Source organism: Bacillus sp. IBL03825 (assembly GCF_024712505.1).
In the GTDB taxonomy this organism is placed as follows: Bacteria; Bacillota; Bacilli; order Bacillales; family Bacillaceae_G; genus Bacillus_A; species Bacillus_A wiedmannii.
Genome location: NZ_JAMXKE010000001.1, coordinates 4302388 through 4318253 on the forward strand (window position 1 = coordinate 4302388; position 15866 = coordinate 4318253).

Sequence of the window (15866 nt, forward strand, 5' to 3'; positions counted from 1 at the left end):
ATTTACGGGCAGTAAGCTCCCAAGTTTCACGTTATTTTTTTCCTATCGTGCGAACTTCTTCAATTTTCCATCCATCTTCTTCTTTTCCAAGCGCATACTGTACATTTTTCTGAAGAGTGACCTCCCCATCTATTTCCTTTTCCTTTGTTTCAACTAAGACATATCCTGCTTTACTAGCTTTCATGTCTATATGTTCCAATTCAATTTTCTTATTTCCCTTTTGAAAAGCTGCTTCTTTTTGTGTTTTTAAGTCTTCAGCACTAGGCATCTTCTTTGAAAATAATTCCATATGTTCATCCAGATTTTTTTCATTTGTCGTCCGTACAAATTTCTCCATAACATCTTGAATCGATTTCTCTTCTTCTTTCGTTATTTGTACCTTTTCCTCAATTTTTTTAGTAGTAGATTTTTGTTCTATATGATTCTCTTGAGATTGACATCCAGCGAGCAATACTATACCTACTAGCAAAGGTCCGATTCCCATGAAAAAAGATCTCATCTTTCCATCTCCTAAAAAGAAAAGTGAGGCATTTCGCCTCACTTTCATTTATAATTAGCGTCTTCCTTTATTCGGATCGCCACCGCCAACAATATCAAAGACACGTTTAGCGATATTTGTATTCTCTTGAACGCCAGAGAACAAATATTTACCTGGGCCAAATGCATATACGTTTACATCTTCCCCTGTATGTCCACCTGTCGTCCATCCTGTAACCGAACGCTTATTGAAAATATCCTCAATCGCATTATCAATCTTTGTTACATCTTTTGAAGGAGCAATATCATTTACCGCTTTAATTTCTTCTGGTGTTAATTGTAAATCAATATATTTTTTCAATGTCTCTTCTACATTTGCACCTTTTGCAATCTCATTTGCCATGAAGTCTGGTGTGCGTTTTGCAGCTTTAATTGGATCTACTTTAAAGTTATACTCACCATTCGCACCTAAAGATAATCCGCCAGTAGCGTGATCTGCCGTTGCAACGACTAACGTATTTTTATCTTTTTTCGCAAACTCAATCGCTGCTTTAAATGCTTTTTCAAAGTCTTCCATTTCACTCATTGCACCAACGATATCATTATCGTGTCCAGCCCAATCAATTTGGCTTCCTTCAACCATTAAGAAGAAACCATTTTTATTTTTGTTCAAACGCTCAATTGCTGCATTTGTCATTTCTTCTAATGAAGGCGTCTTCTCATTACGATCAATCATTTTATCTAATCCACCTGGTGCAAATAAACCAAGGATTTGATCATTTTTATCATTTAACAATTGATCTCGATCTGTTACGTAGCTATAACCAGATTTCTTAAACTCTTCTGTAAGATTACGATCTTTTCTAACAAAGTTTTTTACGCCGCCGCCAAGCATAACATCTACTTTATGCTTCCCTTTAATTTTCTCATCAAAATAATCATTTGCAATTGCATCCATATTTTTACGACTAATGTCATGCGCACCGAAAGCAGCTGGTGTTGCATGTGTAATTTCAGAAGTAGCAACAAGTCCCGTTGATTTCCCTTTTTCTTTCGCTTGTTCAAGTACAGTTTTCACTTCTGCTTTATCATTATCAACTGCAATTGCTGCATTATATGTTTTAATTCCTGCTGACATAGCTGTTGCTGCAGATGCAGAGTCTGTAATATTTTCATGTTCATCTTCCGGATATGTCTTTTGCGTTCCTACAAGATGCTTATCAAATTCTGTAGATTCCATCTCAAAAGTTTTTGGATTATCTTTCATATAACGGTGAGCCGTCATATATGAAGGTCCCATACCATCCCCAATTAATACGATGACATTTTTAATCTTTGCATTGCTTCCGTTCTCATCTGCATTAACCTCACTAGAACGAGTAAAATTCCATGTTGCTACCGAAGTAACTGCTAACGACGCCACAACTGCAAATGGCCATGCTTTTTTCACAAACTTTTTCACTGTCTTGTCCCCCTAATTAGGTTATTCATTTCCCACTATCAAATTTAATAGAAGACTATTAAGAGAAAATTAGTTATATGTAAATTTTTTGTTAACTTATGTAAATATCAGTTATAATTTGTATAACTTTGTCCTTTCATAGCAACCTCCTTCCCCTTTACAATCAAAATATAAATAAGTTGGATTTCATTTAAAGTAAATCTCTTATTTAACATTTTCAATCTACTTTTATGAAAATTAATAGAAAAGTGGTGAACATTTATGAAAACAATAAAGCTAGATGAAACTTTTATTTTTGATTTACTCGACCTTTGCAAAACTATTGGATGGTTACAAGATAAAGCATTTATGAAAAAACAATTTGAAATGTATCTTTCTCTCGGCACACTTATCGGTTATATGCATGAAAATAAACTGATTGCAGCTGGAGGAGTATTTCCTTTTAAAGATAGTTTTTCTACTATTGGCATGTTAATCGTTCATCCTAATTTTCAAGGCCGAGGCATCGGGCGTATTTTGCTAAATCGTTGCTTAGAACACACTCTCCCAAAACAACCAATTGCACTTATTGCAACAAAAGCTGGCGAGCCTCTTTATACATCATGCGAATTTCACACAGTAACAACGATTCATCGTTTTGAAAAACAAACTACTAAGACACATATTGCTCATACACAACAAGTAAAAGAAAAAGACCTTTTGTCTCTCACTTCTCTCGATCAAATCGTAACTGGTGTTAATCGCTCTCTACTTTACTCGTTACTATTACCAAGAGCCATACACTCTTTTAAAATTGAGAGAAATAACTGTATAGAAGCTTTTTCCTTATGTATACAAAAAGGTAATATATTATGCGTCACTCCACTTATCGCAAAACAAGAGAAGGATGCTATTCAATTATTCAAGAAGATCTGCGAGTGTTGGAATGGCACAGTAAGGATCGATGTCCCACATTCACAATTTTCATTTCGTAAATTTCTTCAAACAGAAAATTTCCAAGAAACGCTTCTTTCACCTCTTATGATGAAAAATGGTAGCCAACTTCCTGGAAATCGTAATATGCTATTTGCTATGATAGACACAGCGTTATGTTAGAAAGGGGACACCTCATTGAAGCGATTTAGCTATTTTATGGTAGGTTGTCTTACTCTTACACTTTTAGTAGGATGTAGTGCAGCAAAAAAGCCAGTAGAACAAGTAAAACAAGTTAAAAATACACTTACAGCGAAACTAGCTACCGAGGAAAAAATGGTAGAAATAGATGGTCAAACCATTTACTTTAAAAAGATTGGTAATGAAAAACCACCTTTACTTATGATCCATGGATTTGGTGGATCATCAGATGGTTTTCAAAAGATTTACTCAGACTTAGCAAAAGATCATACAATTATTTCTGTAGATGCTTTAGGATTCGGGCGCTCATCTAAGCCAATGGATTTTTACTATTCTTTCCCAACCCATGCAAATTTGTATTATAAACTAATGAAAAAACTAGGTTATGATTCGTTTGCAATACTGGGACACTCAATGGGCGGAGAAATTTCTCTTAATTTAACGTATTTATATCCTGAAGCCGTTACCCACCTTATTTTAACTGATGCTACAGGCGGTCCTCATACATTCGTTAATAAACAAGGCTCACCAAAACCACAGTTATCGACTGATTTAAATACCGTTTCTACTATTGCAGATTATGATGAGGGCAAAGTAAAATCCAAGCGTAATGATGAAGAGCATTACAATAAAATGAAATTATGGCCTAGACGTCTTCAAATCAATGCAAATGAAATTACACAACCAACCTTAATTATATGGGGAAGAAATGATAGTAGCGTTTCTTGGAAAGAAGGAGAAACGTATCATCAATTCTTAAAAAATAGTACTTTCCATATTATCGAAAAAGGTTATCATGCACCATTTCGTCAAGAGCCACAAGAATTTGTAGGGTATGTAAAAGACTTCTTTAAGAACAATAAAGTTGAAAAATAAAATAAGCGGGTATCTCATTTTGAGATACCCGCTTTCATATATTAAGCAGCTTGCTTTTGGCGTTTTTGAGTTTTTGATCCTAATACTTTCGGAATAATGAAACCATCTATTCCAAATTTACCAGCGTTCATACCAGAGACTAGAACAAACATTGATAGGATAACCATTTCAGGGTTTACACCAATTGACCCACTAAACATATAGGAAAAGTTCATTACAAGACCGAAAAAGACCGCTGTTTTTGTTAAACAGCCTACAATTAAACCAATTCCAACTAAAATTTCTCCCCACGTTACAAGTGTATTAAATAGATCAACGTTTGGAATTGCGAAATCTTGTAAAAATGATGCCCACCAAGATTGAACAGCCGGTTGTGCTCCTTTAGATTTTTCAATTGCACCTTGTAAATAACCAGTTGCATCGAATCCTTTTCCTTGTAGTTTACCGATTCCAGCCATTAACCATGTGTAACCAAGATACACTCGAATTATTGCCAACACAAAAGAAACTGCTTTGTTTTCTCTTAAAAATTGAATAACCATATCTTCCTCCTAAAGTTGTAATTAAGTTAGTTACAGATAATATAATAACATTAGTTACTTATTTTTCAAATGTTAATTACGAATAATTTGTGACATGTGTATGAAACATTAAAAACTAACGTTTATATAGTAACTTTTTTTACCTGTAAAAACTTGAACATATCATACCATAGGTGATAATCATTTTCATTGAAGAAAATGTAAAAAAAATGTGAGTTAAATGTGAAACGCCTATATTCGAATATAGAATAAAGGCGTTTTTTACTATTTATATAATTGAAATGTATGTGTCTCCTCATCGATTAATTTCGCCTCTTGAAAAGCATCTTCTAACGTTTTTTCATGGTTAATAAGCCCATAAAATAAGCGTATTGTAAGCATAAGTGCTGCATTCCCATCTACATAATCTATCGATCCAATATACGATTTCGCCCCACTACGTAAGAAAGATTCTGCTAGTTTTCTCTCCCCTAACGTACACCCACTATTTACAATATGTGTATTATGCAATTTTGCATATTTATAAATTTCTGCTGCACCAAAGTATCCCCTCGGTTCATCTTGTTCATATATATCTTCACCTAACTCTTCCATGACAAACTTTCCTTCCTCACCATGAAAGCAAAAAATAACATAATCGATATCGTTATATAAACCCTTTCCAGAAAGAATATTAATGAACTCTCTCGGTCTACCAATCCAGTATGTTACAACTTTTGCCCCAAAATATTCAAGCGATGCTCGGATTGATTGCGCCTCTAAATCCGAATTAAAACCAACTACTAATGCAACATTCAACATACACCCTCCATCCTATCATTAGATCTCATCCATCAAACTTTTAAGGGATAGATCCATTTCATATATACCCGTTTCTTGCAAAAAATCAGATCTAGTTAAAACGACTTTCTGTACATATTGCCTATACGCTGTAATTATCCCGTCGTGAGATACAATGCAAATTCTTTCAGCGCCTAGCTCATAGCACCAAAGAAGAAATTCATCTGCTATTTGCTGAAAACGATTCTCTGAAATAGTATTTATACCTTCCGTCCATAACTGCTTATTTGTACTTTTCTCTATCGAAAAATGTGGAAATAAATCTGCTATCATTCCCTGATCTACTATGTAATCACATGGCAATGTTTTCGCTCCATCTCGATAAGGAAAAATACGTGGGGATACATATGGATGGACAATTGTTTGACAAGATACTTTCGCACTCCATATTGCCGCCGTTTGTAAAGTTCTAAGTGTAGGGCTGGCAATTAATATATCCGTTTCCTGTAATGGTACATCGAATTGAATGCATTTAGCCTGATTCTTTCCCTCATCCGTTAATGGTGGATGCAACACTTGTAAACTTGACGGCAAATCTTTTGTATGTTCTCCTTCACCGTGCCGAACAAAGACGAGTTTCATATCCAGCCTCCTCTCACTATGAAATCCTCTTACACATTTCTTCCCTATCTCATTCTTTATTCCTGCTATATGAAAAACTGGTATGTAAAAAACATTCGACATAATTAATTGGAAAACATTACAATTAATTGTGTCGAATACTTTTTACAAGAGAGAGGGGAATCACAAATATGAAATGGATTATCGCCTTTATCGGAATGATCATATGGGGATACATAAATGGATTTTTTAATAGTGATAAAACTGCTAATCCTTGGATTACAGATGATGAACGTGAAACAAAAATTAAACAGAAAGCAATTACAGCAAGCTGGTCTGGTGTTTTTATGTTTTGTACCATTAACCTCTTAAACAAATGGTTAGGTGTAGGAACAAGCAATACATCACCTTACTTACCATCTTCTGTCGCAACTATTTTAAAAGAAAATGTAGAGTTACAAATTTTATTTATGCTATTTATTACGTATGGCATATTTTACGTATATTTTCGAAGAAAACTAAGTGCTTAACTTTTATTTCATGATTATCCTCCGAAATGGTTATAGTAATTAGGACGAAATGAAAGGAGCGATATAAAAATGGGTAACTCGAATGACTTTTTAGATACACTACAGGAAAAACAAGCAAAAGATGAACAAAACAGAAAGCGTCAGGGGAACGGAAACCCAGCGAAGAAAAAGCCGAATAAAACTCATAAATAACAATAAAAAAACGTGCCTAAAATTATTTTTTAGGCACGTTTTTTATTCTTCTTTCACCGAGATAACATTTTCCCAGTTCCATTTCTCATAATACCATTCTGGTACATCTATATTTTCAATCCACTTCTTTTCCTGTTTTCCATCACTATTGGCAATCCATACATTGGCTTTCTTACGGTCTGAACGTATCCATATTAATTGATTGCTCTTCCTCATGAAGATCGGATGATAATCACCTTGCTTATGAGCTGGCTTTGTGATTTGATATTGTTCGTCGCTTGTACTATCGATCTCATATAAAGATGGTAGTGGCCTTTTTTCTGGTGGCGTTTCTATCCCTGCCTCTTTTGCTCGTGAAACGATTATTACTTTATCGTTCTTCCATGCAAAATCCCAATCGACATATCCTTTCGGCGTAAATGTGTTCTGCTGAAGTGCAGGCAGTTCTTTTACTTTTAAATGCTTATTCTCTAACGCAACTCTCCCGCTTCCTTCAATATAGGCTAATATATTGTTGGATGGCGCCCATTTGACCCATTGGGTGTTTAATAGCATTTGATCTACCTTTTCAAATCGACTGCCATCTGCTCGAACTAAGCAAAGCGTATTACTATCAGCTGACCATGAAGCTGTCGGTACCGCTAAAAATGAAATCCACCTTTGATCTGGTGACCACTCAAACCCACTTGCAACTAGCGCTAGAAAATCATCATGTTCATTTGGTAATGCATACAAATGCTTCATTTTGTGAGGATTCATATGTGCATCTTTTTGCACTTCATATAGCTGAGCTCCTGTCCAACCTGTTGGAATTAAGTGTGCTTCAGAGGATACAAGAAACTTCTTTCCATCAGGGTACCATGCATAATCACCTACACCAGCCGATACATTTTCAAAATCTGTATTCTTTTTTTTGACATCAAACGTATTTAGTGTATTCATAAATACAAATGCAATTATATTCTCTTTCGGTGACCATTGATAATTCGATACTTCAGATTGCAATGGCCTAACTTTCTTTCCATCTTCCAATCGGTACAATTCCAAGGTGTTTTTCTTGTTTCCTTTAGCATAAGAAATCCATTCTCCATCATGAGACCATTTCGGCCCTGTTATGTACTCGCCTTTTGTTATTTGTTTTTCTTTTCCATCAATTTTAATCCAAAGATCATGATGACGAATAAAAGCAACTTTCACCCCATTATGTTCCGCACTAGTACTAAAAATTGAAGATAAAAAAACAAACAAAACCACGCTACTACTCACGATAATTTTTTTCATACGTCCCTCCATTTTTCTTATAGCATTCCTCATATTCCGCTTACTATATGCGAACTTCACCCTGCATTAATTGACAGTTACTGCACAATTTTTGTGGATTCATGCTCAGTGGATGATGGGCTTTCCTCGCTGAATATTAGCCATTCGACATAATCCCAAAACATTTCCCAAGAAATTTTTAATTCAAAGAGGATTGGTATGAATTATGTCGAAAGTATAGTTTAGCCAACATTCGGTTTTATATTTCAGAACAAAAATGCAAGATAAATTTTCGTAATATTAGCACTTTTTATTAAGGGGAGTTTCAATGAAAAAAACTACGTCTACACTATTAAGTATGGCGCTCGTCTTTTCTAGTTTTGGAGCTTTAAGCGCACATGCTGAATCGCTGCAAAAGGAGAAGCAATTTAGTCCACAATTAAAAGTGAATATTGAACAATGGGGAGAAAACAAAATCGCGCAAAATGTTGAAACAAAAACATCAAAAGAAATTTCAGTCATTGTAGAATTGCAACATGCTCCGCTCGCTTCACAAAGTAACATTCAGCATGCTCCGGATTTAAAAAACGGCAATGTGCAATCATACCATGCACAACTAAAAAAGGCACAAGAGGATACAACAAAGAAAATTAAAGAAAAAGCACCAAAAGCAAAGATAAAAGAAACGTATAGTACACTATTTTCTGGATTTTCTATTTCTATCCCAGGAGATCAAGTTGCTGCTTTAGCTTCTTTACCCGAAGTAAAAGCTGTTTATCCGAACTTAACATATAAATTGCATGAAACAGCAAAAAGCGCTACTAAAGAAGAAGCGCCAAATATTGGCGGACCGACAATCGGTGCACCTGAAGCTTGGAAACTAAAAGATCCAACTGGCAAACCGCTTGATGGAAAAGGAATGAAAGTCGCTATTATTGATTCAGGTGTAGACTATACACACCCTGACTTACAAGCAAATTATATCGGTGGATATGATACAGTCGATGAGGATAACGATCCGATGGATGGAAATGTCCACGGCACTCATGTAGCTGGAATTATTGCTGGTAACGGAAAAATAAAGGGGATTGCTCCGAACGCTTCTATACTCGCTTACCGTGTCATGAATGATGGTGGTACTGGCACGACCGATGATATTATTCAAGGTATTGAGCGCGCTATTCAAGATGGTGCAGATGTTTTAAATCTATCTCTCGGTCAAGATTTGAATGTCCCTGATCAACCTGTAACAATGACGTTAGAACGCGCAGCAAAACTTGGTGTTACTGCAGTCGTTTCAAATGGAAACGATGGACCAAAGCCTTGGTCTGTTGATGCTCCTGGTAATGCTAGTAGTGTCATCTCTGTTGGTGCATCTACTGTTTCTATTCCATTCCCGACATTCCAAGTAGCTGGTTCTAATAAATCTTACCAAGGATTACCGTTATCAAACGCAGATTTCCAAGTTGGAAACGATGCTCAACTTGTCTATGTTGGCTACGGTAATTCGAGCGATTATGCTAAACAAGATGTGAAGGGTAAGTTCGCCCTTGTCTTACAAGGAACTTCAAGCACATTAGTAAAAGCAGAACACGCGAAACAAGCTGGCGCTATCGGGGTACTACTAATTTCTAATGAAAAAGAAATTAATATTATGCCCGAATATTTTGGACGTGAAGATGTAGCTCTTCCGGTTATGCAGCTATCAAATACAAATGGCGAAGAGTTGAAAACTTTAATTACAAAACGAAAGAAAAATATAAAGATTGGACAACCAAACAAAACCGAACTGATTGGTAACTTCAGCTCAAGAGGACCATCACAAGGAAGTTGGCTTATAAAACCTGATGTTATTGCACCTGGAGTAAAGATTACAAGCACAGTACCACGAGGTGGCTATGAATCTCACAACGGAACAAGTATGGCTGCTCCGCAAGTAGCGGGAGCCGTTGCCTTACTGCGTCAAATGCATCCTGATTGGACGACAGAACAATTGAAATCTGCTCTTGCCAACACTGCAAAAACATTAAAGGATGTCAATGAAAATACATATCCTATCATGGCACAAGGATCAGGTTTAATTAACATTCCAAAAGCAGCCCAAACAGATGCATTAGTGAAACCGAACAATGTAAGTTTCGGTCTTATTAAGCCAAATAGCGGCAAAGTGAAACTAACACAAAATATTACGTTACAAAATCTTTCTAACAAAAAGAAAAACTTTTCAACTCGTATTGAATTACTAGATACAAAAACAAAAATCCAGACTTCTTTCCCTTCTTCAATTAGTTTAAAACCAAATAGTAACATCGAAAAGCCTTTTACTATTACTGTGGATAGCTCCTTACCACAAGGTGTATATACAGGAAATCTGTATGTAAAAGAACAAGGTAAAACTGAAGAAATGCGTATCCCATTTACATTTAGTATTGATCCGAAAGAATACAAGCGTATCGATGGCGTTGAAATCGTTAATTCTACTTTCAGTCCAAATAATGACAACATACTAGATGACAACCTAATCAATTACTATTTAGTTACACCTGTTGAGGATATAGCGTTTCATGCTAATTTAATTACGAAAGACCGTGTGACATATCAAGGCATGGTATACCAAGGCAAAAACGAAACACCTGGTTATAAATCTTTCAAATGGAATGGTACAAGAAAGGACGGATCTCCATTGCCTGATGGCTTATATCAAATCGAAGCTGTTGCTTCTAACTCTGGTGGAGAAACAAAACAAACAGGAGCTGTATTTATCGATCGAACAGCACCTAAGTTAACACACGAAATTGATCAAGAAAATCTCATAATTAGAGGGAAAGTTGATGATATTCTACTAGATTGGATGACAGAATCTGGTTGGATTGCACCTGGTATTCCAGTAAGAATGCAATATGAAATTAACGGAAATGGTGTATGGGAGAGTGCATTCCTAAACACTTGGGAGAAAAACTACGAAATTTATTTCGATCGTAATCAATTACAAGAAGGAAAGAATACCATTCATATCGTTGCAACCGATGCAGCTGGAAATACGACTAATTTAAATGTTGATTTAGAAGTGAAATAAAGTGAAACTTTAATCAGCACTCACCAATCGGACGTTTACGGGCAGTAAGGCTTCCATCTAACTTCTTTGCTCCGGCCAAATTTTGAGGTAGGAATTTTACTGCCCACAAATAGCGGGATAAAATTATTGTTGACAATCTTTTAAAAATAGTTTTATAATACGAAACATAGTTTAGTTGAACGAATTATATATCGGCTTTGAAGGAATACTAGTAGCGACTTATATCCCTGTCTCAGAGAACTGATGATTGGTGCGAATCAGTACATATACAAGCGTGAATTACAATTCTGGAGCTTCTTTCCCGTAGTGCACATAATGCATGAAGAGAAAGACGGATCTTTCCGTTATCTTAAAGTGAGTGGTAAACAATTTTTCTGTTTACAATTAGGGTGGTACCGCGATTTTTATCGTCCCTATCGGATTTTCCGATAGGGGCTTTTTTGCGTCCTTCCCTTTTGCACAATTTCATATATACGCGTTGAAAGAATCGCAGTAATATCTTATATCCCTGTTACAGAGAGCTAATGGTCGGTGGAAATTAGCACATATATAAGTATGAATTACAATTCTGGAGCTTCTTTTTCGTAGTGCTTGTACGCATGAAGGAAAAGACGGAGTTTTTCCGTTATCATTAATTGAGATGTAAGTATGTTTTCACTTACAAATAGGGTGGTACCGCGATTCTTTCGCCCCTATCGGATTTTCCGATAGGGGCTTTTTCTATTTCTCACAGAAACAAATGTTAAATAATTCCGAATCTTATGATAAAATTTTATAAGCGCTTACAATTTTGAAAGGTGGTGGTTCCAGCTATACCCAACCAATATTCAATTTTATAAAAAACAAGGAGGATGTCTAAATGACAAAGAAAACAGAAATTCCATCGCATTTAAAACCATTCGTATCCACGCAGCATTATGATCAATATACACCGGTGAATCACGCTGTTTGGCGTTACATTATGAGACAAAATCATAGTTTCTTAAAAGACGTTGCTCATCCAGCCTATGTGAACGGACTACAATCATCTGGTATAAATATAGATGCAATTCCAAAGGTAGAAGAAATGAATGACTGTTTAGCACCAAGCGGATGGGGAGCTGTAACAATTGATGGACTTATTCCCGGCGTAGCATTCTTTGATTTCCAAGGACACGGCTTACTACCAATCGCAACAGATATTCGCAAAGTAGAAAATATCGAGTACACACCAGCTCCAGATATCGTACACGAAGCAGCAGGACACGCACCTATTTTACTGGATCCTACATATGCGAAATATGTGAAACGCTTTGGACAAATTGGTGCGAAAGCTTTCTCTACAAAAGAAGAACATGATGCTTTTGAAGCTGTTCGTACATTAACAATCGTAAAAGAAAGCCCTACTTCTACTCCTGACGAAGTTGCCGCTGCTGAAAATACTGTAATTGAAAAACAAAAGTTAGTTTCTGGTTTATCAGAAGCTGAACAAATTTCACGTCTTTTCTGGTGGACAGTAGAATATGGATTAATCGGAAATATAGATGCTCCAAAAATATATGGTGCTGGTCTCCTTTCTTCTGTTGGCGAAAGCAAACATTGCTTAACAGACGCTGTAGAAAAGGTTCCATTCTCTATCGAGGCATGTACAGGTACAACTTATGACGTAACAAAAATGCAACCACAACTATTTGTTTGTGAATCATTTGAAGAGCTGACTGAAGCACTTGAGACATTTGCTGAAACGATGGCCTTTAAAACAGGTGGAAAGGAAGGTTTAGAAAAAGCGATTCGCTCTGAAAACTATGCAACCGCTGAACTAACTAGTGGATTACAGATTACAGGTACATTCAGCGAGACAATTGAAAACGATGCAGGTAAAGTGATTTACATGCGAACAAATTCGCCAACTGCATTAGCAATTCATAATAAACAACTAGCGAATCATTCTACATCTGTACACAGTGACGGCTTTGGAACACCAATTGGATTACTCACTGAAAATATTGCATTAGAAAATTGTACAGATGAACAACTACAATCATTAGGAATTACAATTGGAAACATTGCTGAATTTACTTTTGCAAGTGGTATTCATGTAAAAGGAAAAGTAACAGATATTATAAAAAATGATAAGAAAATTGCTCTTATTTCCTTTATCGATTGCACTGTTACTTATAACGCCCGCGTATTATTTGATGCTTCATGGGGCGCATTTGATATGGCTGTTGGCTCACAAATCATTTCAGTATTCCCAGGAGCAGCAGATGCAGCATCATTTTTCCCAATTGATGAGGAAATAGAGGAAACTCCAGCACCTCTTGCATTAACTGAGCTGGATCGTATGTATCAAACAGTTCGTGATATTCGAGGTGGAGGTATTTTACACGACGCACATGTCGATCAATTAGTAGCAATTCAAGAGGTATTAAATAAATTTTATCCGAAAGAATGGCTGCTTCGCCTTGAAATATTAGAATTACTTTTAGAGCATAACAAAGGGCACGAAACATCAGCAGCATTATTACAAAAACTTTCTACTTTCACAACTGACGAAGCTGTAACACGCCTTATTAACAATGGTCTTGCACTACTGCATGTAAAGGATGTGAAAAATGATGCTGCGATTAACTGAAGAAGAAGTTCAAGTGGAATTATTCAAGGTGGATAAATGGATAGTAAAAGATGAAAAATGGATTGAACGAAAATATATGTTTTCCGACTACTTAAAAGGAGTCGAATTTGTCTCTGAAGCCGCCAAACTATCAGAAGAACGTAATCACCATCCATTTATCCTTATCCAGTATAAAGCAGTCATTATTACTTTGTCATCTTGGAATGCAAAAGGTTTAACGAAACTAGATTTTGAGCTTGCAAAGCAGTTTGATGAACTATTTTTACAAAACGAAAAAGCAATTATAAGAAAGTAAAAAAAGAGAAGCCTTTTTTAGGCTTCTCCTTTTATTTTGAAATGAATACAATGTCCAAATGGGTCCTCAACTTGTAATATTCCATCTTTGTACGTAGCGACTTTGCCAATATTTTTTAAGCTTTCACATACTTGCTCTTTTTGTTTTTCATCCGCTAGTACAATTGTGAAATATTTCAAGCCGACGGAATTTGGCATTTGCGGCGGTATTTCTTCACCTTGCCACGTATTTAAACCGATATGGTGATGATAGCCACCTGCCGATACGAACAACGCTCCATTACGAGCTGGGATTGTTACTTCAAAACCAAGACCATCCACATAGAAACGTTTCGCTTCTTCCAAATCAGCTACATGGAGATGAATATGTCCCATCACAGTACCCGCCGGAAATCCATTCCATGTACTTCCTTGCTGTAATAGTTCTTCACCAGCTAACGGGTTACTAACAAATGGTAGTTCTCCATTCTCATCACGCCAAACTTCTTTTTGGCGATCATGATAAATTTCAATCCCGTTTCCATCTGGATCAGCTAAATAAAGGGCCTCACTAAAGTAATGGTCGGCTCCGCCGTGCAGTGGATATACCATTTCTACAAGATGACGAAGAATATTCGCTAAATCCTGTCTGCTTGGTAATAAGATTGCGTAATGATATAACCCCGTTCTCCCTCTTTGCTTTGGTAGAGCTTCTTTCTTTTCTTCAATAATAAGGAGTGGTTCGTTATTTTCATTCCCAAATGTAACAACCATTTCATCTTCTTTTAGTACTTTCATACTTAGTACTTCTGTATAAAACTCTAGTGATTTCTTTATATTTGATACATATAAATGAACAACATCAAGTGTTGTGTCGGGATGAAGTTGAAAACTCATCTTGTTAGCCCCCCATTTAATTTAGTTCTTCTTTAACATTCTCTCTTTTAAGAAATTATCTACAAAACCGTCTGCTTTCGCAACAAATAAGTACGCACCCATTGCTAACAATGCAAGTTCTAATTCGAAGCCAGGATTTTTTCCATCTCCTAATAAACCAGCTGACCATTTTACTTTTACAATTGCTCCAACCATTACAAGTGCAAATAATAATCCAATATATCTTACACCTAAACCTAGAATTAACAATATACCACCAACTACTTCCGCTGTTGCTACACCGTATGCAAGACCTCCTGGTAAACCAATGCTTGTAAACCACCCTGCAATATTGTCAATCCCCGATTGGAATTTTGTTAAACCGTGCATAAAGAACGTTACCCCTAACACGATACGAATAATTAAGTTACCGATATGTTGATTCATTTCATTCTCTCCTTTATAGTTTCCTTATACAAAACTTTTATTTACATTACAAAACATACACTAATTTTTTTTATTCGTCAATTCATTTTCACTGGGAAAAAATATATTTTTTTTGCTATGATACAAATAGTTGTTTACAAAAAGGAGCTTGATTTTATGAATATTGGTTCTGCAATACGTGAAATTCGTCAACGTAGAGGCATAACAATCGCACAAATTTGTGAGGGAACAGGTCTTTCTAAAGGATTTATGAGTCAGGTTGAAAATAATAAAACATCACCATCTATCTCAACTTTAGAAACAATCTCCAATTTTTTAAACGTTCCCCTTCCCTATTTATTATTAGAACAAAAAGATCGGTTGAAAGTTGTCAAAAAGGGAGAGCGTAAATACAGTGTATACGGAAAAGATGAACAAAGAATTGAACATGTTGCGGAGCAAGGTGGCCTTCGCCTAAATCTCGTGGAAATTCCTGCTGGGTTTCCGAAAGAAAATATACCAAATGCCCATGAAGGGGAAGAATGTCACCTTGTATTACGCGGAAAACTAGAAGTTCAACATGGAGAAGATATTGCAATTGTAGAAGAAGGTGATTCTTTCTCTTGGAATGCATGTGTTCCTCATATTGTTCGTAATATAGGAGAAGAAACTGCATTATTACTCATCTCTAGTCATGCAGAAAATCGAAAACGTGTTTATTAAATAAAAAAGAAGCCTGTAAATCAGG

Annotated in this window: 16 protein-coding genes and 2 other annotated features; of the genes, 8 read left to right on the forward strand and 8 right to left on the reverse strand. The window is 36.0% G+C overall.

Going from position 1 to position 15866, the window contains the following annotated elements:
- Positions 1-31 precede the first annotated feature (31 nt).
- Positions 32-499 (reverse strand): hypothetical protein, encoded by a 468-nt coding sequence (locus NHG49_RS22075; RefSeq protein ID WP_088048089.1) that lies wholly within the window; start codon positions 497-499, stop codon positions 32-34.
- Positions 500-553: 54 nt separating this feature from the next.
- Positions 554-1939 (reverse strand): alkaline phosphatase, encoded by a 1386-nt coding sequence (locus NHG49_RS22080; RefSeq protein WP_064474750.1) that lies wholly within the window; start codon positions 1937-1939, stop codon positions 554-556.
- A 261-nt stretch (positions 1940-2200) separates the two neighbouring features.
- On the opposite strand from NHG49_RS22080, the gene NHG49_RS22085 reads away from it, so the two are divergent.
- Positions 2201-3034: a GNAT family N-acetyltransferase gene (locus NHG49_RS22085; RefSeq protein WP_064474749.1), complete on the forward strand. Its 834-nt coding sequence runs from the start codon at positions 2201-2203 to the stop codon at positions 3032-3034.
- 15 nt (positions 3035-3049) lie between these two features.
- The gene (locus tag NHG49_RS22090; RefSeq protein WP_064474748.1) at positions 3050-3928 is read left to right on the forward strand and encodes an alpha/beta fold hydrolase; all 879 of its coding nucleotides are present in this window, start codon (positions 3050-3052) and stop codon (positions 3926-3928) included.
- Between the two features lie 41 nt (positions 3929-3969).
- Here NHG49_RS22090 and NHG49_RS22095 read toward each other — a convergent pair whose 3' ends face one another.
- The 3 genes from NHG49_RS22095 to NHG49_RS22105 all read right to left on the reverse strand — a co-directional run bounded on the left by NHG49_RS22095 (position 3970) and on the right by NHG49_RS22105 (position 5892).
- Positions 3970-4470, reverse strand: coding sequence for a DoxX family protein (locus NHG49_RS22095; RefSeq protein ID WP_088048088.1), 501 nt, complete (start codon positions 4468-4470; stop codon positions 3970-3972).
- Between the two features lie 264 nt (positions 4471-4734).
- Positions 4735-5271 carry a hypothetical protein gene (locus NHG49_RS22100; protein WP_064474746.1) on the reverse strand — a complete coding sequence of 179 codons (537 nt, stop codon included), beginning with the start codon at positions 5269-5271 and terminating at the stop codon, positions 4735-4737.
- A gap of 18 nt (positions 5272-5289) precedes the next feature.
- Complete coding sequence (locus NHG49_RS22105) at positions 5290-5892, reverse strand: histidine phosphatase family protein (protein WP_064474745.1); 603 nt, start codon at positions 5890-5892, stop codon at positions 5290-5292.
- A gap of 170 nt (positions 5893-6062) precedes the next feature.
- Between NHG49_RS22105 and NHG49_RS22110 the strand changes: the two genes are divergently transcribed.
- Positions 6063-6401 carry a hypothetical protein gene (locus NHG49_RS22110; protein WP_064474744.1) on the forward strand — a complete coding sequence of 113 codons (339 nt, stop codon included), beginning with the start codon at positions 6063-6065 and terminating at the stop codon, positions 6399-6401.
- Positions 6402-6470: 69 nt separating this feature from the next.
- Entirely contained in the window at positions 6471-6593 is a 123-nt protein-coding gene (locus NHG49_RS22115) for a DUF4023 domain-containing protein (RefSeq protein WP_064474743.1), read from the forward strand.
- A 42-nt stretch (positions 6594-6635) separates the two neighbouring features.
- On the opposite strand, the gene NHG49_RS22120 is transcribed toward NHG49_RS22115, so the two are convergent.
- Positions 6636-7874: an eIF2A-related protein gene (locus NHG49_RS22120; RefSeq protein ID WP_064474742.1), complete on the reverse strand. Its 1239-nt coding sequence runs from the start codon at positions 7872-7874 to the stop codon at positions 6636-6638.
- A 307-nt stretch (positions 7875-8181) separates the two neighbouring features.
- Here NHG49_RS22120 and NHG49_RS22125 point away from each other — a divergent pair, with 307 nt between their 5' ends.
- The 3 genes from NHG49_RS22125 (at position 8182) to NHG49_RS22135 (ending at position 13838) form a co-directional block, all read left to right on the forward strand.
- A complete protein-coding gene (locus NHG49_RS22125) occupies positions 8182-10929 on the forward strand; it encodes a S8 family serine peptidase (protein WP_098111423.1) in 2748 nt (915 codons plus the stop codon).
- A 188-nt stretch (positions 10930-11117) separates the two neighbouring features.
- Positions 11118-11347 (forward strand) — a binding site (T-box leader).
- A 51-nt stretch (positions 11348-11398) separates the two neighbouring features.
- Positions 11399-11626 (forward strand) — a binding site (T-box leader).
- 162 nt (positions 11627-11788) lie between these two features.
- Positions 11789-13543: an aromatic amino acid hydroxylase gene (locus NHG49_RS22130; protein ID WP_064474740.1), complete on the forward strand. Its 1755-nt coding sequence runs from the start codon at positions 11789-11791 to the stop codon at positions 13541-13543.
- Entirely contained in the window at positions 13524-13838 is a 315-nt protein-coding gene (locus NHG49_RS22135) for a 4a-hydroxytetrahydrobiopterin dehydratase (RefSeq protein ID WP_258126513.1), read from the forward strand. Before NHG49_RS22130 ends, NHG49_RS22135 begins: the two co-directional genes overlap by 20 nt.
- A 17-nt stretch (positions 13839-13855) precedes the next feature.
- On the opposite strand, the gene NHG49_RS22140 is transcribed toward NHG49_RS22135, so the two are convergent.
- Both NHG49_RS22140 and NHG49_RS22145 read right to left on the reverse strand, forming a co-directional pair.
- Positions 13856-14713, reverse strand: a complete 858-nt coding sequence (locus NHG49_RS22140; RefSeq protein WP_000009828.1) for a VOC family protein — start codon at positions 14711-14713, stop codon at positions 13856-13858.
- Between the two features lie 21 nt (positions 14714-14734).
- On the reverse strand, positions 14735-15139 hold the full coding sequence (locus NHG49_RS22145; protein ID WP_001071551.1) for a DoxX family protein: 405 nt from the start codon (positions 15137-15139) through the stop codon (positions 14735-14737).
- Between the two features lie 156 nt (positions 15140-15295).
- On the opposite strand from NHG49_RS22145, the gene NHG49_RS22150 reads away from it, so the two are divergent.
- Positions 15296-15841, forward strand: coding sequence for a helix-turn-helix domain-containing protein (locus NHG49_RS22150; RefSeq protein WP_064474738.1), 546 nt, complete (start codon positions 15296-15298; stop codon positions 15839-15841).
- Positions 15842-15866 lie beyond the last annotated feature (25 nt).

Bases quoted from the DNA above. Each gene is read 5' to 3' on its own strand.
- NHG49_RS22075 (WP_088048089.1), bottom strand. From the start codon at position 499: ATGAGATCTTTTTTCATGGGAATCGGACCTTTGCTAGTAGGTATAGTA.
- NHG49_RS22085 (WP_064474749.1), top strand. From the start codon at position 2,201: ATGAAAACAATAAAGCTAGATGAAACTTTTATTTTTGATTTACTCGAC.
- NHG49_RS22095 (WP_088048088.1), bottom strand. From the start codon at position 4,470: ATGGTTATTCAATTTTTAAGAGAAAACAAAGCAGTTTCTTTTGTGTTG.
- NHG49_RS22100 (WP_064474746.1), bottom strand. From the start codon at position 5,271: ATGTTGAATGTTGCATTAGTAGTTGGTTTTAATTCGGATTTAGAGGCG.
- NHG49_RS22105 (WP_064474745.1), bottom strand. From the start codon at position 5,892: ATGAAACTCGTCTTTGTTCGGCACGGTGAAGGAGAACATACAAAAGAT.
- NHG49_RS22110 (WP_064474744.1), top strand. From the start codon at position 6,063: ATGAAATGGATTATCGCCTTTATCGGAATGATCATATGGGGATACATA.
- NHG49_RS22115 (WP_064474743.1), top strand. From the start codon at position 6,471: ATGGGTAACTCGAATGACTTTTTAGATACACTACAGGAAAAACAAGCA.
- NHG49_RS22120 (WP_064474742.1), bottom strand. From the start codon at position 7,874: ATGAAAAAAATTATCGTGAGTAGTAGCGTGGTTTTGTTTGTTTTTTTA.
- NHG49_RS22125 (WP_098111423.1), top strand. From the start codon at position 8,182: ATGAAAAAAACTACGTCTACACTATTAAGTATGGCGCTCGTCTTTTCT.
- NHG49_RS22130 (WP_064474740.1), top strand. From the start codon at position 11,789: ATGACAAAGAAAACAGAAATTCCATCGCATTTAAAACCATTCGTATCC.
- NHG49_RS22135 (WP_258126513.1), top strand. From the start codon at position 13,524: ATGATGCTGCGATTAACTGAAGAAGAAGTTCAAGTGGAATTATTCAAG.
- NHG49_RS22140 (WP_000009828.1), bottom strand. From the start codon at position 14,713: ATGAGTTTTCAACTTCATCCCGACACAACACTTGATGTTGTTCATTTA.
- NHG49_RS22145 (WP_001071551.1), bottom strand. From the start codon at position 15,139: ATGAATCAACATATCGGTAACTTAATTATTCGTATCGTGTTAGGGGTA.
- NHG49_RS22150 (WP_064474738.1), top strand. From the start codon at position 15,296: ATGAATATTGGTTCTGCAATACGTGAAATTCGTCAACGTAGAGGCATA.